Annotated in this window: 18 protein-coding genes and 6 pseudogenes; 11 read left to right on the forward strand and 13 right to left on the reverse strand. The window is 64.1% G+C overall.

From position 1 onward, the window contains the following. Positions 1 to 9 precede the first annotated feature (9 nt). Complete coding sequence (locus IPM60_14170) at positions 10 to 861, reverse strand: ABC transporter permease (GenBank protein MBK8908995.1); 852 nt, start codon at positions 859 to 861, stop codon at positions 10 to 12. Positions 862 to 876: 15 nt separating this feature from the next. Then, entirely contained in the window at positions 877 to 1443 is a 567-nt protein-coding gene (locus tag IPM60_14175; GenBank protein ID MBK8908996.1) for an ABC transporter ATP-binding protein, read from the reverse strand. Positions 1444 to 1633: 190 nt separating this feature from the next. On the opposite strand from IPM60_14175, the gene IPM60_14180 reads away from it, so the two are divergent. The 10 genes and pseudogenes from IPM60_14180 (at position 1634) to IPM60_14225 (ending at position 9411) form a co-directional block, all read left to right on the forward strand. Next, positions 1634 to 2671, forward strand: a complete 1038-nt coding sequence (locus tag IPM60_14180; protein MBK8908997.1) for an iron-containing alcohol dehydrogenase — start codon at positions 1634 to 1636, stop codon at positions 2669 to 2671. A 45-nt stretch (positions 2672 to 2716) separates the two neighbouring features. Further along, a pseudogene (locus IPM60_14185) lies at positions 2717 to 3328 on the forward strand (extracellular solute-binding protein). Positions 3329 to 3380: 52 nt separating this feature from the next. Continuing rightward, positions 3381 to 4055 (forward strand): extracellular solute-binding protein, encoded by a 675-nt coding sequence (locus IPM60_14190; GenBank protein MBK8908998.1) that lies wholly within the window; start codon positions 3381 to 3383, stop codon positions 4053 to 4055. 37 nt (positions 4056 to 4092) lie between these two features. After that, complete coding sequence (locus tag IPM60_14195; protein ID MBK8908999.1) at positions 4093 to 4902, forward strand: sugar ABC transporter permease; 810 nt, start codon at positions 4093 to 4095, stop codon at positions 4900 to 4902. Positions 4903 to 4906: 4 nt separating this feature from the next. After that, on the forward strand, positions 4907 to 5734 hold the full coding sequence (locus IPM60_14200) for a carbohydrate ABC transporter permease (GenBank protein ID MBK8909000.1): 828 nt from the start codon (positions 4907 to 4909) through the stop codon (positions 5732 to 5734). A gap of 62 nt (positions 5735 to 5796) precedes the next feature. Continuing rightward, positions 5797 to 6894 carry a Gfo/Idh/MocA family oxidoreductase gene (locus IPM60_14205; protein MBK8909001.1) on the forward strand — a complete coding sequence of 366 codons (1098 nt, stop codon included), beginning with the start codon at positions 5797 to 5799 and terminating at the stop codon, positions 6892 to 6894. Between the two features lie 7 nt (positions 6895 to 6901). Further along, positions 6902 to 7201 (forward strand): ABC transporter permease, encoded by a 300-nt coding sequence (locus IPM60_14210; protein MBK8909002.1) that lies wholly within the window; start codon positions 6902 to 6904, stop codon positions 7199 to 7201. 160 nt (positions 7202 to 7361) lie between these two features. Beyond that, positions 7362 to 8672, forward strand: coding sequence for a hypothetical protein (locus IPM60_14215; GenBank protein MBK8909003.1), 1311 nt, complete (start codon positions 7362 to 7364; stop codon positions 8670 to 8672). Further along, positions 8591 to 9259: a hypothetical protein gene (locus tag IPM60_14220; protein MBK8909004.1), complete on the forward strand. Its 669-nt coding sequence runs from the start codon at positions 8591 to 8593 to the stop codon at positions 9257 to 9259. The genes IPM60_14215 and IPM60_14220 overlap by 82 nt, the downstream gene beginning before the upstream one ends. Further along, the gene (locus tag IPM60_14225) at positions 9256 to 9411 is read left to right on the forward strand and encodes a hypothetical protein (protein MBK8909005.1); all 156 of its coding nucleotides are present in this window, start codon (positions 9256 to 9258) and stop codon (positions 9409 to 9411) included. Before IPM60_14220 ends, IPM60_14225 begins: the two co-directional genes overlap by 4 nt. On the opposite strand, the gene IPM60_14230 is transcribed toward IPM60_14225, so the two are convergent. Both IPM60_14230 and IPM60_14235 read right to left on the reverse strand, forming a co-directional pair. Continuing rightward, positions 9404 to 10594: an amidase gene (locus IPM60_14230; GenBank protein ID MBK8909006.1), complete on the reverse strand. Its 1191-nt coding sequence runs from the start codon at positions 10592 to 10594 to the stop codon at positions 9404 to 9406. The two genes, IPM60_14225 and IPM60_14230, sit on opposite strands and share 8 nt — an antisense overlap. Before the next feature lie 28 nt (positions 10595 to 10622). Beyond that, positions 10623 to 10895: pseudogene (locus IPM60_14235) on the reverse strand (amidase). 299 nt (positions 10896 to 11194) lie between these two features. Here IPM60_14235 and IPM60_14240 point away from each other — a divergent pair. Next, the gene (locus IPM60_14240; GenBank protein ID MBK8909007.1) at positions 11195 to 12499 is read left to right on the forward strand and encodes an IS256 family transposase; all 1305 of its coding nucleotides are present in this window, start codon (positions 11195 to 11197) and stop codon (positions 12497 to 12499) included. A 61-nt stretch (positions 12500 to 12560) separates the two neighbouring features. On the opposite strand, the gene IPM60_14245 is transcribed toward IPM60_14240, so the two are convergent. From IPM60_14245 to IPM60_14285, 9 genes and pseudogenes are all read right to left on the reverse strand, one after another. Continuing rightward, positions 12561 to 13019 carry a transposase gene (locus IPM60_14245; protein MBK8909008.1) on the reverse strand — a complete coding sequence of 153 codons (459 nt, stop codon included), beginning with the start codon at positions 13017 to 13019 and terminating at the stop codon, positions 12561 to 12563. A gap of 161 nt (positions 13020 to 13180) precedes the next feature. Then, positions 13181 to 13366 (reverse strand): annotated as a pseudogene (locus tag IPM60_14250) (transposase). 204 nt (positions 13367 to 13570) lie between these two features. Beyond that, a pseudogene (gene terL, locus IPM60_14255) lies at positions 13571 to 15054 on the reverse strand (phage terminase large subunit). 73 nt (positions 15055 to 15127) lie between these two features. After that, positions 15128 to 15562 (reverse strand): hypothetical protein, encoded by a 435-nt coding sequence (locus IPM60_14260; protein MBK8909009.1) that lies wholly within the window; start codon positions 15560 to 15562, stop codon positions 15128 to 15130. Next, positions 15562 to 16458: a hypothetical protein gene (locus IPM60_14265; GenBank protein MBK8909010.1), complete on the reverse strand. Its 897-nt coding sequence runs from the start codon at positions 16456 to 16458 to the stop codon at positions 15562 to 15564. The genes IPM60_14260 and IPM60_14265 overlap by 1 nt, the downstream gene beginning before the upstream one ends. A gap of 17 nt (positions 16459 to 16475) precedes the next feature. Beyond that, entirely contained in the window at positions 16476 to 17501 is a 1026-nt protein-coding gene (locus tag IPM60_14270) for a hypothetical protein (protein MBK8909011.1), read from the reverse strand. Next, positions 17498 to 18065 (reverse strand): annotated as a pseudogene (locus IPM60_14275) (hypothetical protein). Before IPM60_14275 ends, IPM60_14270 begins: the two are co-directional and overlap by 4 nt. Positions 18066 to 18211: 146 nt before the next feature. After that, complete coding sequence (locus IPM60_14280) at positions 18212 to 18481, reverse strand: hypothetical protein (protein ID MBK8909012.1); 270 nt, start codon at positions 18479 to 18481, stop codon at positions 18212 to 18214. Between the two features lie 2 nt (positions 18482 to 18483). Then, positions 18484 to 19287: pseudogene (locus tag IPM60_14285) on the reverse strand (hypothetical protein). Positions 19288 to 19364 lie beyond the last annotated feature (77 nt).

Genomic DNA, 19364 nt, shown 5'->3' on the forward strand with positions numbered 1-19364 from the left:
TTCGGGCGATCAGCTTTCCCAGCTCGCCCATTTCTTGCCGACCCAGTAGAAGAAAACATAGATCGAGATGCCGATGACCGCGAGCACGAGGATGCAGGCGAAGAACTGCGGCATCTGGATCAGCGACGAGTAGTACGTCAGACGGTTGCCGAGTCCGAACGAGCCGCCGACCATCTCCGCACCCACGGCCGTCAGGAGGCCGAAGATGGAGCCGATCATCAGCCCGACGATGACCATCGGCATGGCCATGGGGATGCGGATCTTCAGGAAGATCTGCAGCGTCGAGGCGCCGAAGCTGCGCGCCAGGGCAATTTTTGCGAGGTCGGTGCGGCGAAAGCCGGTCGCGGCGTTGATCATCACCATGGTACGGAGGGCCAGCGTCACGGCGATGATGCGCGGCGTGAGGCCGAAGCCGAACTTGAGGATCAAGAGCGGCACCAGGGCCAGCATCGGCGTCGTCACGAGCAGCAGGATGTAGGGGGCCACGATCTTCTCGACCAGCGGGAACTGGGTGATCACGGCCGCCAGAACGAAGCCGATCGAGGCGCCGATCGAGAAGCCCACGAGAAGCTCGATCAGCGTATAGCCGATATGCGGCCCGATATACGGAAAGTCCGTGATCAGCGCCCAGACCACCTGGGATGGCGTCGGAGCGATGTAGGCCGGCACCTCGAACAGCCGCAGCAACAGCTCGGCACCACCGAAGACGATGATCGCGGTGACCAGGATCAGTGTCACATCCCGGCTGCCCTTGAGGATCGACAGTGTCGAGGCGGCGCTCGACCAGTTGCCGACATCAGCGGCCCCGGCCTTCTCGAAGGTCGGGATCTTGTCCCGGAGCTCCCTGTCGACGCTCGCCATATCGGTCTGGTGCTCCTAGGCCGCCCGGACTTGCGGCTTGTGATCGATCGAGCCCTTGATCTCACCGACGAGCTCGATGAAATGCGGCGCCATGAAGATCTCGAGGTTGCGCGGCCGCGGCAGGTCGATCTCGAAGATACGCGCCAGACGGCCCGGCCTGGCACTCATCACGAAGACCCGGTCGGCCAGGAAGACCGCCTCGGCGATGTTGTGCGTGATGAAGACGATGGTTTTCCTCGTCTCCATCCAGATCTGCTGGATCAGCAGGTTCATCTCGTCGCGGGTGAAGGCATCGAGGGCGCCGAACGGCTCGTCCATCAGGAGCAGCGACGGATCGACCGAGAGTGCTCTGACGATCGAAGCCCGTTGCTGCATGCCACCGGAAAGCTCGCGCGGCATCTTGCTCTCGAACCCGGTCAGTCCGACTTCCGCCAGCAGGGCATCGATGCGCGCCTGGTCCGGACGCTGGCCGCGGATCTCGAACGGCAGCTCGATGTTCTTGATGAGATTGCGCCAGGGCAGGCTGCACTTCAATCGAGAAATCGTCGAGCGCGTGCACCCGCCCGGTGCCCGTATCGTAATATTTCGTCGCGTTGGCGACCGTCAGCTTGGGCTGCCCGTTCTGGCTCAAGGCGCAGGCTCCTTTGCTCCCAGACACCAACGTCACCGAGTGCGTGGCATTCGTCAAGGTGGTCTGCTCAGCACTTGACGCCTTCACAAGGCTCTTCGACAGTGCCACTCGATGGATCAGAGACCAGCGAAGCGAGGCGGAATGGAGGCGACCTTCAACACCATTTATGGTCGCAATCTCATATGCGAGCTCAGGAATTTCGTTCATCGCCCGTATCTCGTGGTGACCATGGAGGAGCTTTGGGAACGCTTCGAGGGGGCGTTCGATGATGGTCTTGTCGGGCCAGTCTTCGCCTCCTCCATGGATGTGGAGATGCTGGAGAAGGTTCTGGATGGTCTGCCGCCGGCCGAATGCATCATCGGGATCGGTGGTGGACGGGCGGTGGACACCGCCAAGTATTTCGCCCGGAGGACGCGCCTGCCGCTCTTTCAAATCCCGACCTCGATGTCGGTCAATGCCGTATTCGGACATCGCGCTGGCGTTCGCCAGAACGGTCAGGTTCGCTACATGGGCTATGCCGTGCCCGAGGCGGTCTACGTCGATTTCGACGTCATCCAATCTGCGCCGTCCCACATCAACCGTAGCGGTGTATGCGAAATTCTCTGCTACCACACCGGCCATCTCGACTGGGCCTACACCGATCGTCTCGGCAAATGTGAAGCGAAATGGCCCTACGATCAGCGGCTCGTCGATGCCGCCCGGCAGCGCTTCGATCTCGTCATGACCCATCTCGACGACATCAATGCCGTCAATGAGACAGGCATTCGCGCGCTCATGGAGGCAAATCGCTGGGGCGGCGCCACCTTTCACAATGCCGGCTGGAACCCTCGCCACATCGAAGGCATCGACCATTTTGTCTTCTACGCGCTCGAATACCATACGCGACGGCCCTTCCTGCACGGCCAGCCGGTCTGTCTAGGCATCTATGTCGGCTCGCTCCTGCACGACAGCGGGGCGAAGCAGATGCTCGACGCCATCCACCGGGTCGGCGTCGACATCCGTCCCGAGGCCATGGGCATCACCTGGAACGAGGCGGCGATCGCGCTCGCCGACTTGCGCGAGTACGTCCGCCGGGCCGGACTCTGGTACGGCATCGCGCATGACGCGGTCATCGACCATGCCTTCATCGACAAGCTGCGCGGCAACATCGAAGCGAAATACGGAACCTGGACCGGCTGACCAATCGTGGGCCAGCAATAACCGAACAAAGAGGGAGGAAGAACCATGCAGCGAGATACGCGCCTCGTCCTGGCCGCCGTCCTGCCGGCGCTGGGACTTGTCTCGACGCCGGCAATGGCCATCGATTGGCAGCGGTTTGCAGGCAGCGAGATCACGGTGCTCATCGCGGAGCACCCGGTCGCCAACGGGATACGCGAGCTTCTGCCGGAATTCGAGGAAGCGACCGGCATCTCTGTCGACGTTCAGGCCTTCGCCGAGGACCTCTATTTCGATCGGATGGAGCTGGCGCTGCGGGCGACGGAGGGCGTCGCCGACGTCTACTTCCTGCCGATGGATTCGACCGCTTTCACCCAATGGTCGGCCGGTCTCATCCAGCCCCTGACGCCGTTCCTCGACGATCCGGAGCTGACCGCCGAGGACTACGGCCTAGGCGACTTTCCGGCGGGCTTCCTCGCTGCCACCCAGTATCCGCCAGGAGACGCCGATGCCGAGGACTATGCGATCCCGGTGAGCTTCGAGAGCTACATCCTCTTCTACAACAAGGAACATGTCGACGCGTATCTCGACGGCGCCGTGCCGGCGACCATGCCAGAGCTGATCGAGGCGGCGGCGACCATCAGCGAGAAGAGCGGTGGTCAGGTCGCCGGTGCGGTGATGCGCGGCATCCGCTCCGATACGCCCATCGATACCGTGACCGGCATTGTCTACAATGCAGGGTGCCGAGCCGACACCCTTGCCCTACAATGTCTGGTTCGACGGCGACTGGTCGAAGCCCCGGCTCACCGATCCGCGCATCGCCGCCGGCCTCTCGCACTATGCCGGCATGATGAAGGCGGGGCCGCCCAACATCCTCGCCCTCGACTGGCCCGACGCCAGCCTACTGTTTCAGCAGGGCAGGGCCGGCTTCTTCATCGACGCGAGCCTGTTCGGTCCGGGCTTCGAGAACCCCGAGGAGTCGCAGGTTGCCGGCAAGACCGGCTACGCCACGCTGCCGCCCGCGGACGCCGGCGGCGGGTCGTTCACCGGCCACTGGATGTGGGGGCTCGGCATTCCCGCGAATGCCGCAGAGCCGGACGCCGCCTGGTACTTCATCCAGTGGATGACCAGCAAGTCGGCCGAACCCCGAATCGGCGCCATGCACGGCGGTGCTGCTCGCCTCTCGACCTGGGATGATGCCGGCTACAAGGCGGAGTTGAACCCGGACTATGTCAAAGTTGTCCAGGACAGCATGCGCACCTCGCGATCGACCGTGGTCTTTCGCGAAGGCTGGGCCGAGTACGCGCTCGCCATCGTCGACGCCATTCACGAGATACATGGTGGCGCCACCCCCGAGGCTGCGACCGAGGCACTCCAGGCACGATTCCTGGAGATGCTGAATCCGTAACGCTGCCGGCTGGCTCCTGGTCGCACCGATGCTCCTGGTGCTCGGTGCGAGCTCCCTCTACCCTTTCGCCTACGCGCTCTTCATCAGCCTTTTCGACTGGAACTGGGGCCGGTCGATGAGCTTCATCGGTCTCGCCAACTACACCCGCCTCCTCGGCGACGTCGAGTTCTGGCTGATCATGAAGAACACCCTGGTGTTCGCGACCTCGGCCACCGCCATCGAGCTCCTGCTCGGCCTCGGCATCGCCGTTGCGGTCGACCGGCTCCGCTTCGGCGCCACCCTGGTTCGCACGCTCTTGCTCACACCCTTGATGATCTCCGGCATCATCGTGGCGCTGATGTCCAAGGTCATGCTCGATAGCTTCCTTGGCATCGTCAACTACCTCCTGGGTCTGATCGGCGTTGGCCCCTCGACGTTCTACGGCACCGAGGCGACCGCGATGTTCACCATCGTCATGGTCGACACCTGGTGGCAGACCGCCTTCGTCTTCATCATCCTGCTCGCTGGCCTGCAGTCGCTGGCGGCCGAGCCGCGCGAGGCGGCGCGCCTGGACGGCGCCTCCGAGTGGCGGATCTTCCGCCACATCACGATGCCGCAACTCGCGCCATTGCTGCTCACCGTGCTGATCATCCGCTCCATCGACACGCTCAAGGTTTTCGACATCGTCTTCGGCACGACGGGTGGCGGACCGGGGCTGGCGACCGAGGTGGCGCAGACGCTCGCCTATCGCACCGCCTTCGCGTATCTGCAGATCGGCCGGGCGATGGCCGTTATGGTCCTCTTCTCAATCCTCGTGCTCGCCCTCTGCGCGCTCTATTTGCGCCTCGGCAGCGAGCGGCGAGACTAGGTCGATGCGCCTGCAGCGCATCTTGACCTTGCTGCCGGCCTACGTGGTGGCACTCGCCGCCATGGCCGTCACCCTCTTTCCGATCGCCTGGATCCTATCGATTTCGCTCAAGACCAAGCGTGACGCCTTCGCCATCCCACCCGTCTGGACGTTCGCCCCGGTCTGGCGCAACTACTCGGCCTTGTGGGACAACGACGCCTTCCGCGGCGCCGTTTTCAACAGCTGCGTCGTGACCGTCTTGGGCGTCGTCCTGGCGACCCTGATCGCGGTGCCGGCAGCCTATGCCCTCAACCGCCTCAGGCTGCGGGGCAAGCGGTTGATCGCGGCTTGGCTGCTGCTCGCCTACATGCTGCCCGAGTTCCTCTTCATCATTCCGATATACGTGCTCTACCAGGCGATCGGCCTCTACGACACACATCTCGGCCTCGCCCTGATCTATCAGGTGCACGTCCTGCCCTTTGCAATCTGGATGCTGCGCAGCTTTTTCGCTGAAGTGCCGGTCGAGCTCGAGGAGGCGGCGCGGATCGACGGCTGCGGCCATTTGGCCGTGCTGATACGGGTCTACCTGCCGATGACACTGCCGGGGCTGGCGGCGACAGCAATCCTGAACGCCATCTGGATCTGGAACGAGCTGGCGATAGCACTCGGCCTGACCTTCAAGAACGCGCAGACGATCACCGTCGCTGTCACCTCGTTTCGGGGCTATGCCTCGATCGACTGGGGACCCATGACCGCGGCCTCGATCGTCGCAATCCTGCCGATGATCCTCTTCGCTCTCGTGGCGCAACGCTGGATCGTCAAGGGGCTCACCTTGGGAGCTGTCAAGGGGTGAGGGGCCTTGCCGCGCGCCGGCCGGTGCGTAACATGGCCGCCAGCAACTGAAGGGGGGACGTCATGGCGGAGCCGGTACGGGTGCTCGTTGTCGGTGTCGGCAACATGGGGGCGAGCCACGCCAAGGCCTATCATCGCAATCCCGGCTTCGAGCTGGTCGGCCTCGTCAGCCGCTCGATGGGCCCGTCGACCAAATTGCCAGACGAGATCGCCGGCTACCCGCGCTTCAACGACTTCGCGACGGCGCTGCGCGAGACCAGGCCGCATGCCGTCTCGATCAATACCTACCCCGACACCCATGCCGACCTCGCCATCCGCGCCATGGATGCCGGCTGCCATGTCTTCATGGAGAAGCCGATCGCCACCACCAACGCCGACGCCGAGCGCGTCGTCGCCAGGGCGAAGGAGAAGAACCGCAAGCTGGTGCTGGGCTACATCCTGCGCGTGCACCCGGCCTGGACGAAGTTCGTCGAGCTGGCGCAGGGGCTCGGCAAGCCGCTCGTCATGCGCATGAACCTCAACCAGCAGTCGTCGGGACCGGCCTGGAACTGGCACAAGGCCTTGATGGAGAGCCTGACCCCGATCGTCGATTGCGGCGTCCACTATGTCGACGTGATGTGCCAGATGACCCGCGCCAGGCCGGTGCGCGTCCACGGCATCGGGGCCAAGCTCAGCGCCGAGACGAAAGTGCAGAACTACGGCCACCTCCACGTCACCTTCGACGACGGCTCGGTCGGCTGGTACGAGGCCGGCTGGGGACCGATGATGTCCGAGGTCGCCTATTTCGTGAAGGACGTCTGGGGCCCGAAGGGCGCCGCCTCGATTGCCTACAAGCCGCAGGAGGGGCAGAGCGAGGCCAGGGCCGACAAGGTCTCCGATTCGGCCGACATCGACCAGCACACCAAGACCAACGCGATCAAGCTGCACCATAGTGAGATCGACGCCGACAATAACTTCAAGCGTCCGGACGAGTGGATCTCGACCGAGGACGAGCCCGACCACCAGGAGCTCTGCGAGCGCGAGCAGGCGCTGTTCCTGGACGCCATCCTGAACGACACCGACCTCACCGACAGCATGGCCGATGCGGTGAACTCGCTCCGCATCGTCCTCGCCGCCCAGCAGAGCATCGACGAGGAGCGGGCGATAACGCTCCAGGGGTGAGAGAAACATGCGCTCCCAGATCCAGCCCGAGGACCGCATGCTCGTCGACGAGTTCCGGCAGAGCCCCTACGGCCGCCACAGCCCCGGCCTGCTGCGCGTCCTCAATCGCATGCGCGGCGCGCCGCTCGACGGCAAGTACGTCCTGGTCTGCACCAAGCCCTTCAAGGAATGGAAGCTCGCCATCCACGGTGACCGCAAACGGCCGATCGAGATCCTCCACGACCACGTCTTCAAGAGCCGGGAGGAGGCGGAATGGGCAGTCTTCAAGCTGCGCTGGAAGGCGCTCACCGGTGAGGAGCTGAACTGATGCTGGAGCTGATCGGCTATGCCGACAAATTCAGCGTGGCCCCGGGCGAGGCGATCGAGTTCAAGGTCAGCGCCTTCAAGGGCCAGCGTTTCCGGGCCGAGATCGTCCGCCTGATCCACGGCGACGCCAACCCCGAGGGTCCCGGCTACAAGCACGCCCCGTGCCATCGCCGATCGAGGGCGAGTACCAGGGCCGAAACCAGCCGATCCGCGCCGGCTCCTTCGGCGTCGTCCCGCATCACCCCGCCTTCGCCGCCCTCGAGAGCTTCACGCTCATGGCCATGGTCTGGCCGACCACGCCGGCCAAGGGCCGCCAGGCGATCCTGGCGCTCGGCGACGATCTGGCGCTGGCCATCGGCGACAAGGGCGGGCTCGTCGGCCAGATCGGCGCGACCACGCTTTCGAGCGAGGCCCCGCTCCACGAGCGCCACTGGTACCTGGCGGCCCTGACCTTCGACGCCACGACCGGCACCGCCACCCTGATCCAGCGCCCACTTCTGGCCTATCCGGGCGGCGCCGACGCCGCCATGGCCAGCGCCTCGGCGACGAGACCCGACCTCGCCGGCGCCGATCTGCTGATCGCGGCCGAGGGCAGCCCCCGCCGAAGCCACCTGAACGGCAAGATCGACAGCCCGCGCCTCCTCGCCCGCGCCCTGCCGCCGGAGCGGCTCGAGGCCCTCCTCGTCCGCCCGCTGCCGGCCGATCTCCTCCCCGACCTGGCTTTCGCCTTCGACTTCGCCCAAGGCACCCGCACGACCCGCATCCACGACACGGGCCCGCACAAGCTCGAGGGCCAACTCGAGCACCTGCCGGCCAGGGCGATGAAGGGCTGGTGCTGGAGCGGCGAGGAGATGTGCTGGTGGCGCAAGCCCGAGCACTATGGCGCCATCCATTTCCACGCCGACGACCTCTTCGACGCGGGCTGGGCCACCGATTTTGCCTTCACCGTGCCGGACGACCTTCGTTCCGGCGTCTATGCGGCGCATGTCTGGTGCGGCGATGCCGAGGACGGCACGCAGGAGGACCTGATCCCCTTCTTCGTCCGCCCGAAGCGCGGCGACCGCGACCGGCCGAAGCTCGCCTTCCTCGCACCGACCGCCGCCTACATGGCCTATGCCAACGACCAGAATCACATCAAGGGCGACGCGGCCGAGATGGTCATCGGCCGGCTCGTCACCTACCAGCCGTCCGACATCTTCCTTTACGACCACCCCGAGCTCGGCCTCTCGCTCTACGACCGCCACGCCGACGGCAGCGGCGTGCTACTCCCTCGCGCCACCGCCCGATCCTCAACATGCGGCCCAAATACAGCTCGTGGCTGGGTGCGACGGGCTCCGGCCTCTGGCAGTTCAACGCCGACCTGCACATCACCGACTGGCGCAAGAGCCACATGGCGGTCGAGTTCGACGTCATCACCGACGAGGACCTGCATGCGGAGGGCCTCGCGCTCCTCGAGCCCTACGACGTGGTGATCACCGGGACCCACCCCGAATACCACTCGACCCACATGTGGGACGCGATGCGCGCCTGGATCGATCGGGGCGGCCGGCTCATGTACGTCGCCGCCAATGGCTGGTACTGGCGCATCGCCTTCCACGACGAGCTCGACGGCGTGATCGAGGTGCGCCGGGCGGAGGACGGCATCCGCACCTGGGAGGCCGATCCGGGCGAGTACCACCACAGCTTCACCGGCGAATATGGCGGGCTCTGGCGCCGGCAGGGCCGGCCGCCGCAGGCGCTGCTCGGCATCGGCTTCATGGCCCAGGGCTTCGACATCTGCTCGTACTACAGGCGGCAGCCGGACAGCCACGACCCGCGCGCCGCCTTCGTCTTCGAGGGCGTCGAGGGCGAGATCATCGGCGATTTCGGCCTGATCGGCGGCGGTGCCGCCGGGCTGGAGCTCGACGCCATCCGCCACGACCTCGGCACGCCGCCGCACCCCTGGTCCTCGCCAGCTCCGAGGCGCACAGCGACGTCATCATGCTGGTCAACGAGGAGTTCGGCGTCGTCCCGCCCAACCTCAAGGGCTCCGAGCACCCCAACGTGCGCGCCGACATGACCTTCTTCGACACCGCGGCCGGTGGCGCCGTCTTCGCCACCGGCTCGATCGCGTGGTGCGGCAGCCTCTCCTGGAACGGCTACGACAACAACGTCTCGAGGATCACGGGCAACGTGCTCAGACGGTTCCTCGATCCGACGCCGTTCAGTTGACCGTCAGCGAGCGGCCCTCCGGTATCCGGTAGCTGTCGAACCAGGGCCTGATCCGCTCGAAGGCGGCGCTGGCGGCGAAGACGTCCGCGTCGGCGTGGCGCCGGCCGATGATCTGCAGGCCCACCGGCAGGTTGCCCGGCGCCAGCCCGGCCGGGATCGAGGCCGCGGGATGGCCGCTGAAGTTGATGAAGTAGGTCATGCACCAGCCGATCAGCCGCTCGACCGGCTCGCCGTTGATCTCGGCCGGGCCCAGCGTGTTGCCGTCGCCGCCGTTCTTGACCGGCAGGGCCGCCAAAGTCGGCGAGAGGATCAGGTCGTGGCTGTCGAGCACGCCCTGGATCGCGTCGTTGATCTCGGTGCGGACGATCTGGCTCTGCAGCTGCTCCGGCACCGTGGCCCGGTAGCTGTAGTCCAGCCAGCGCAGGAACTCGGGCGGGAAGTCGTCACGGTGGTCGCCCAGAAGATCGATGCCGGCCGCCTTGAACGTCTCGAAGGCGTTGACGCTGAGCGGCGTGATCAGCTTGCACCACAAGTCGGCGAGCTCGAGGTGATGGCGCTCGATGCCGAAATCCACCTCCTCGACGACCGCACCCGCGGCCTCGAAGGCGCGAAGCGCCTCCCGACAGGTCTCGACGATCACGGGCTCGACCGGAAAGACGCCGAAATTCGGGGTCCAGGCGATGCGCATGCCCTGGATCGAGCGGCGGGTGGCGCCGAGGTAGTCGACCACGTCCGGCAACGAGAAGGGATCGCGGCTGTCGAACCCGGCGAGCGCCGTCATCGCCAAGGCCGCGTCCTCGACCGTGCGGGCCAGGGGGCCCTCGTGGATGAAGCAGCCGGCCGGGGTGAAGGCGTCGGGGCGCGAGTTGAGCGGCACCCGGCCGAAGCCGGCCTTGTAGCCGAAGATGCCGGACCAGGACGCCGGGATGCGGATCGACCCGCCGCCATCCGTGCCCTCGGCGACGGGCACCCAGCCATCGGCGACCGCGGCAGCGCTGCCGCCCGAGGAGCCGCCCGGATTGCGGCTCGTGTCGAAGGGGTTGCCCGTCGGGCCGAAGAGATAATTGTCGCACACCCCGCGAAAGCCCATGATCGGGCTGTTGCACTTGCCGACCAGGATGGCGCCGGCCCGTTCCATCCGCTCGACATAGGGGCAGGTCAGGTCGGGCCGCCAGTCCTTCATCGCCCTGACCCCGCCGAGCGTCGTCGGCCAGCCCGGCGAAGTCGAAGAGGTCCTTCATCGCCGTCGGCACGCCGTGCAGCGGACCCAGGGCAGCGCCCGACATGACCGCCTGCTCGGCCTTCCTCGCCGCCGCCCGCGCCCCCTCGAAGTCGGTGAACACGCACGCGTTCAGGCTCGGGTTGCGCGCCTCGATCCGGGAGATGGTCGCCTCCATCACCTCGACGGGTGACACCTTGCGGGCACGAATCTGCGCGGCGATCGCACTCGCCGTGCTCCAGGCGAACTGGTCCACTGCCGACATGACTGGCGTCCCTTTCAAGTCGTGTTGATGTGCGGGGAAACTGCCGCAGGACGCATGTCCGTACAAGCCGGCGGTGACGTCAGCCTGCTGGTTTCGCCTGCGTCTGTTGTCTCCGCTGGGAACTCATGGCGGCAGGCGTCCGTTTTCGGCTGCTTGGCCGAGGCACACGCGGGTCGGCCTATGGTTGGTGCAACTGGGTGAAGTCCTAAAGTTGCTGGAAAATGGGTTGGGGGTACATCGTCGCTGAGCGTCGAGAACCCACCGCCGGTTGCCGCCGGCGGCAGCGAGGAGGCACCCCCATGGCGAAGAGGCTACCGGCATCGATGCGCACCCGGCAAAACCTTTCGGAGCTGATCGAGGGACGGCTGTCGTCGTCCGCCGGCAGATCTGAGCTGGTCGAGCTGGCGGCCCGGCTGATCATCGAGGAGGCGCTCGAGGAGGAGAGCCGGGATGCGCTGGGGCGGGACTACTACGAGCGCGGCGGCGATGCTGACCGAGGCTATCGCAACGGCGTGCGCGAGGGTCGGTTGAAGACGGCCGAGGGGATAATCTCGTTTTCTGCACCGCAGATCGCCGACAGTGAGGAGCCGTTTCGATCCGAGATCCGTCAGCATCTCAAGGGTCGCACCGAGGCCTTGGAAGACCCGCCATCGAGCTCCTGGCGCGCGGCTTGTCGGTGCGAGACATCGAGGAGGCCTTCAAGGACGAGCGGCCGGCTGTTGCTGTCGAAGACGGCAGTCTCGGAGATCGGCGCGCGGCTATGGGCCGACTATCAGGAGTTCTGCCGGCGTGATCTCGGCGAGCACGAGATCATCTACCTCTTCGTCGACGGCATTGCCGAGCGCATCCGGCCGGGGCAGAAGCGCGAGCCGGTGCTCGCCGCTTGGGGCATCGCCACGGACGGCAAGAAGGTTCTCTTGGGCTTGATGGCGGGGTCGAAAGAGGATGCCGAGACTGTCGTGGCCTTCTTCCAGGATTGGCGTGCACGCGGGCTCGGCGATCCGCTTCTGGTCGTCAGTGACGGTGCACCCGGCATCATCAAGGCGATCGAGACCTGCTTCCCACGCTCGGCCCGCCAGCGCTGCCTGGCCCATCGCATGCGCAATCTCGCGGCCAAGGTTCCCGAGGACCAATGGCCAGAGTTCAAGGCCAGGGCGCAGGCCGTCTACCGGGCCCCCAGCCGGGCGATCGCACGCGACTTGGCCGAGGGCGTCGTCAACGACCACGAGGCCGAGCTGCCCGGTGCGGTCGCCTGCTTTCGGGACGACTTCGAGGCCTGCATCGCCCATCTGCGGCTGCCGATTACGCATCGTCGGGCGATTCGCACCACCAACCTCCTCGAGCGGCTGTTCGTCGAGGAGCGGCGGCGTCTGAAGATCATCCCCAACGCCTTCGGCGAGAAGCCGGTGCTGAAGCTCATGTTCGGCGCGATGATCCGCGCTGCCGAGCGTTGGCGAGCCATCAAGATCACGACCTTCGAGCGGCGGCAGTTGGACGCCCTGCGCAAGGAGCTCGACCACGATTACAAGGCCGAAAACGGCCTCGAGGAAAACCACTCAGTCGCGACCCCTCAAAACCGAATTTCCAGCAGTTCTCGGACTTGACCGGGCACGCTGATCGATGCGAGCATCCTGCGGCGAGTTGGGTTTGGGGCGGAAGACGAACTCATTTGACGGTGTGCGGCAGATGCTGGCGCCGACGCCCGGTGATGGGTGCCCTGAGCGAGGTCTTGGGATTGGCGAAGGTGCGGTGATGGGGCAGATGCACGGCGGCGTTGATGGAAGCGCCGACGGTGACGGCCCGATGATCTATGTATGGCCCGGGTGGCGCGTAGCCTTGCCGGGCGTCGGTCAGGAGGATGCTGCCGGGCAAGACGCCGGCGCCGGCGACGAAGCTGCCGAGCGTCGGGCCGGAGAGATCGTCGACGACAGCGGGCCTGATGCGGGCGCACGCCGGCCCTGGACCCTCGACGGCGCCGATGACAATCGACTTGTTGCTGGCGCGCTGGCGGCCACCCCGTTGCTGCCTGTCCACGCCACCGATATAGGTTTCGTCGACTTCCACCGGGCCGGAAAGCAGGGCGCGCTCGGGGCGGACCATCGCCCGGCGTAGCTTCGGCAGCATCGCCAGGCCGTCTCGTAGCGGCTCGGGCCCGGCTGGCGTTGCGGCGCTGCACGACCGAGAAGCCGGGTGTGTGGGTGGTCACCCGGTGGCGGCGGTGAACCAAAGGGCGAGCGAGTTGGCGCGTGCGATGGAGAACCGTGCCGGCCGTCACCGAGCTCTGATGCCCGGCAGCTGCGGCACTCGAACAAGCCGCGTGAGCTCAACTCGAAGGCTCTGTCACCGGCACAGCGCGGACAGCGAAACCCATCCGGCCAACGTGACGCGACGAGATAGCGCCGGCAATCGGTCTCGCTCGCGAACCGTTCTCGAAACGCGCCCAGGCTACTCGGATAATCCGGTCGAGGCATGACAAGCTCTCCCCCGCGCGCCAACTACCACATATAGAGCAACCTGAGTTAATCGGATAGGCAGTAGCGCGGGTTATGGCTCGATCTAAACGGGAAGTGCTCTAAAGGGAGAAAACTCCAGCTTGCAATGGCCCAAATTCAGGGGAGAAGGTCAAGACTGTCCAGGCCCAGGGGCGCACTCGAGGCTGCGGTGAGAAACGACACTCAGAGGGCGAATTCGGTCTCTGCGAGGAAACCGCTTCCGCCCGGCTGGCGTGCCGCAGCGTTGGCAAATCTTCTGCTGCCTACCATCACAGGCTGCTCGAGGATTGCACCGCTGACGGCGTCGAGGCCATCATCGCGAGCGAGAGAATCCGGCGCCCACTCACGCATTTCCTCGATGAAGCCACTCTCGGCAACCGACTGGTGGACCAGGAGGTGGCTGGCGGCAAGGATCGGATCGAGCGCTTGGAGGATCCTTTGTGCCTTGCTTCTGGTCGAATGGCGCTCGACCAGGGTCAAGTTGCATGATCTTCCCCTGAGCTCTCGCCGAACGAGACCTGGAAGGAATCGTCCGATTCCGTTCGTCTCGATGAACAGGCGAGTCTGATGCAGTGCTGCCGCAAATGCAATGGCTTGTCGTGTCAGCTGGGTCGCTTCGTCGACCTCGTCCATTCCTTCGGCGAGAACAGCAGATAGCGAACCGCGTGTAGCCAGTAGCGACCGAAGCGGTCGATCATGACGACAGCGATGGCACTGCGATCACCGCGGCCGGGTCGCCCGTAAGCCGGATCCCACCAGCAGGCACTAGAAACCATCGGCGTATCACCGATCCAAAGCGTCAGCTCGTTGTTGGCAAAGACCGCGCGCAATGGTTCCGAGTAAATAACGAGCCGAGATGGATCGAGCTTGGAGGCGCGTGCCGGCGTCGGCTCCAACAGCATCTGGCTGCGAAACCGGTTTGGGCCGGCCTTCCGTCGCAGCGCGTCGATGGCAGCCGCAGGGAAGCGTTCTGGCCACGCGCTCTCGCCAAGCTTGTTCACCAGTGGAATGCATAGCCGGTGGAAACCTTCCAAGAAGGCCTTTTCTTCTCCGATCTCGACGCGCGGACAGTCAGCATATATCGAATAGTAGCTATGGGGTGTCCCCACATAAATCTGAAATCCGGTTGGCACCAAAACAAAATCGATTTCAGCCAAGCGTTGTCGCAGCAAACTACGATTGCCCGGCGTATTGCAGGTTCTCGGCACTTCGACATCGTCGCAAATCACAACGTCGGCACGAGTACCGGTAAAATTTCCGGTTATGCCGCGCGCCAACACGGAGGGGTCACGATGATCGCGGCTTCGCCGCACCGTGAACTGGTGGCTGGTCCAGAGTTCCGCACGCCGCGGCATCAAATGTCTGGTCGCCGGGTGCATTTCGATTATTCTTCGAACATTCCGACTCATTTTATCGGCGAGAGATTGATCGGCGGACAAAATCAGTATTCTAAGATTTGGATTATAACTCAAGATCCAAGCAATAAATAAACCAACCAATGTTGATTTTCCAGCATCACGAAATACCATCAGAAGCAAACGTTCGTTACCGTTCATCCAACCTTCTTGCAACCATCGAGCAATTGCTAAATGAAAACTAGGAGTATTGAGATTTTGTGTCTTGTTCCACAAAATGATGAACTCAAAGAAATTAACGAACTTTGCCATTTTTGACTCTTTTTATATTCCAGTTTATCAACTGTATTTCATCACTATTTGTTGCGTTCCACATCTACACTATCTACCCAAGCAGGCTTCGGCGACTGCTGCTGGAGCTATTGCTTCCGGAGATGGATCCCAGAAGCCGATTGGTCGTCGTCAGCAGATTGTTGTTTCGCCGGACGCCGAACGCATCGTTGATTTCCTTGACTTTCTGCGCGGTCGCTTCACGGCGCGCCTGAGCATCCTGTTCCGCTTCACGCTCGAGCCCGCGCAGGATCGCATCGATCGATCCGCCGGTGGTCGCCGTGCCGGCAGCACCCGCTCGGACCCGTTCACTGGCAAGCCGGCGGCGCAAGGCATTGGCCTGCAACTTATCGTTGTTCGAGCTCGAACGCATGATCGCTGCGATCTGGCGGTCGCGCTCCGCCTTCGCCTCCTTGCTTTCCTGTCGCATCGCCTGCTGTCCGAGCGCAAGATTCAGACCAACGCTGGCAAGGCTATTCAATCCACCCATCAGATATTCACCTTCGCTTCGACAGTGACCGAGAGAAGATTCAGGGCTCCTGGAGCCTGCTGTGTGATCCGCCATGGCGGATATTGAAGCCCTCGTCGCCATCCCAGGGCCCGCACACTGACATCCTGGGTACGGTCGGCATCGTGCGGCCCGCCGAGGTCCAATGCGCGGAAGCCAGCCCCGGCATCGAGCGTGAGACTATCGGTCGACCCAACCCGCAGGCTGATCCTGACGGGGCGATATGGTGCATCTGGTGCTGCGCCTCGAGCGCCGAAGTCCAGCGGCAGACCTTCGATCGCATGCACGAAGGGCAAACCCACGGCCAAGGCGTTTGCGGCTCGATCGATAAGCACCTCGTCGCCGTCGATCTCGATCTCGCCGAGCGCCACGCCGTCAGCGATCACGAAGCGGCGCTCACCAGACCACTGGGCGAACCCTTCCCAGCCGTCTTTGGGCGTTGGGCTGGTGAACGTCTGTTGATGGTCGAGAATTGCCGCGTTCGACAACCGTTCGAGGCAAAGTCCCGAATGGCGCTCGACAAGCATCAGCAGCCCGCCTTCATGCATAGCGAGTGCTTGAAAGCTTCCCTCGGTTTCGAGCAGGCTCCACGCGGCAACGTTGCTGTTGCGATCGATGGTTACCGCGCAGCATTTGCCGTCGTTCCGCGGAATCCAAAGTACGCGACGAGTCTGATCGAAAGCCATCTCCAGTGGATCGAGCATGAGATGGCGCGACAGGACAGCGATATCGGCTGCTTGGTAGGCTTGCTCAGTGTCGGTAAACAGGAACTCGCGCAGATCTCGACCAGTGGCGCCAACGAACAAGGTTGCGCCATCCACATCGGCCGGCGCGATCTGGCGTTCAGCGGGCGAACCGATTCTGGTCTGCAACTCCACTCGCGCCGCTCCCGGCGTCAGCGGAAAGCCACTGACGGTCCATTCGCCCGCCGTCGTGAATACTTAGATGACACGCCCGGAGAACAACTGCCGTATCTCATGCTGACGCTCGGCGGCGATGCGGAACGCGATCGCGCCATCGTCGATCCCGTCAGCGAAATCGAAGTCGAACGGCCCGGCTGGTTCGAGAACCACAAGTAGTCGGGGCGATCTGGACACCCGCCCAGAACCAGGCGCTCCTGATGCATCGCGGCGCAGATCGGCCAACCGTGCGCCTCGGAGAATGCCTCCTCATCCCAGTTCGTTGTCTGCCGCTCGTCCTCGAGAGGCTCGAGTGGCCTGGCCTTTGGAGCACCGTGGCCGTCAAACCCCGGTGCGGGCGCGGAAAGCAACAATTGACGCCCCTTGATACGGAGGATCGTTCCAGCGTGATCTTGCGTAAATACCGGCGCGGATGCCCGAAGCTCGACATCGGCGTCGCGCGCTCCCGACCCTGTCGGATCGCCACCAGATAGTCGGAACGGCTGAATGGTGACGTTCGAAGGCGCAAATCGGGCAAAGGGACAGTGCACTCGCTCGTCGTCGTCATCGGCATTCGCGCGAGCAAACTCCAGCGTATGGATCGCCCACTGACCAGCCGCATCGCGGCGCAGGAGGCGTGGCTTATATGCCGGATGGCACACCAGAACGGCCTCGTCCACCAGAGCAAAGTCCAGCTGTCGGAGTTCCTCACCACCCCAGAGTTCGTTATCCACGATGGTCTGGCGCAGCAGCGTATTGCGGACGACATGGACAGCGCCATCACCAAAAATGAGCAGGTCGCTGGAACCGTTCCGCTCGAAGGAGAACAGCCTCTTGCCATCGGGCACATAGGTGAGAAGCTCGGTGCCTGGGCGACGGGCCAAGCCGCCAGTCCTCTGCACGATGACATTTCTCAGCTTTGCCGCCCCCTCCTCATACACGCGGAGATCCATGCGCCCAAACAGCGCTGGATCGATTTCGCCGGACGTGAAGCTCGACTTGGTCGCGACGATCCGTGTCATCGGCTGCGCGCCATAATCAGCGTGAAGTCGTCGACGGCCCGAGGGGTGGCCTGCTGGCTGTCCGCGAGCTTGGCAACCCTGAGCTCGGCAGCCCGCGAGCTTGTAGAGAACCTCGGACCTGCTGGTACCCTCGGTAAGCGGCAGGCAGAATTCGGCTGCCAGTCGGGCGATGAACGCCTGGACAAAGAAGGGTGGAAATTCCGAGGTGGCGGGACGGCGCTGGTAACTCAGGAAGATGCGGCTGGCATCGGCGAACAAGCGCGAGCCTGCAACGTGGTAGATTGATCCGGTGGCGCGGGAATCCGCGCCGGCTGAGATCGTGCGCAAGGCATCCTGCGGCAGCGCGAAGACACGGGAGAATCCCGCGGTGCCTCTTCGGTGCGCGAGTTCTGCCTGAGCCAGAGTGAAATGCCAAGGATGTGACGTGATCAGACCTTGCAGCGTCAGCTCGTACAATCGCATTGCGACGTCGGCCTCGGCTGTCTCGTCCTCGAAGGAGGTGATTACGGCTGCGCCGATCTTGACGAGTGCAGCCGAACAAAGCTCGACATCAGTAAGCGGCATGGTGCTCGTTCGCTTCTGGCTGGCATTCCATGGCACGACGAATGTCGTGGCCACGGCACGGGAATGTTTGTGGAGGCGGGCCGGTGCCGGCTGGCACCGGCCCGCGACGCAACGGTCAATGAAACGATAGTCACTCGTCTCGACGGTCAGTCGGTGTCGATGGCGCCGAACTGCGTGACATTGCTGACATTGACGACACCGCCGGTGTTGGAAAGAACGACGACGACCCCATGCGTCGGGATGTCCTCAACACCGGCGTTGACGAAAACGAAATCACCGGTTCTCAGCATCTTGCTCGCGTCGTTGAAGTATCCAACGTTATCGACGTCGGCGATGAGGTCATCCGTCCGGTAATGCCAGAGAGTGAATCCATTGGCATACGAAATGGCACTCAGGTTGCTGGACGAGTAGGCCATCGTCAGATCTCCAGGCAGGGCATCTTGACGACGCCGTAGTCATCGATCAGGGCCGCTCCCTGCGACATCGAGTTCGAGATGAAGTGCGCCGCACGATCACCGTGCCAGGTAATGTCGGTCTTGACATCCTGGCCGATCGCATGGCCGATGGCGCTCTTGTGGAACCAGAAGCAGGTTCGCACATTGTCGACCTCGGTCAGCCCTGAATGCGGCATCCAGAGCGTGCCGAGCCATACTTTCGCCTGCGTCCCGCGCCAGGGAAGCTGCTCGTCGCCGACGAACTCGGCATTGGCGAACTCGGCGACATTGAGCAGATCCGACCACTGCTTCCAGCCGATCACCGCGTAGCGCTGGCCGTCGTCCGGCACGTCCGCCGAACCCAGCATCTCGAACGCTTCTAGCGCCTTGTCCTTCGTCAGCCCGGTCGCGGGATCGCCGGCCGAATGCGTAGCGGCCGCAAGTGCCGAGATGATGAGCTCGTCGGTCTTGCGCCCCAGCGCGAACGCGCCGGCGTTGGCGAGGACCTGCCGCTCGTCCAGGTTGGTCTTGAGCTCGTCGAGCTGGTCGACCCACTCACCAGCGTAGTAGTCCACCAGCTGGCCTACCGCACGAAATCGACATTCATGACGGGCACCATCCCCGTGCCGCGCTTGGTCGAAGCCGCTCCCTTTCCGACCTTCTGGAAGATCGTCGAGCTACCGCGCACCCCGTTCTTCACACGCACGGTGGAGCGCAGCTTCGATCCCTGACGCTGATAGGCTTCGTGAACTTCGCGCTCAGGAACGCTTCGAGAACGCCTGGTCAATGGTAAGGGAGCATCGCGCACCTTGGGTTTCTGTAGTCGCGACAAGGGGGAGCCAGCAGTTGTCCGCGCGGGCCGCCA

Source organism: Rhodospirillales bacterium, from assembly GCA_016710335.1.
Classification (GTDB): Bacteria; Pseudomonadota; Alphaproteobacteria; order Rhodospirillales; family Defluviicoccaceae; genus JADJXQ01.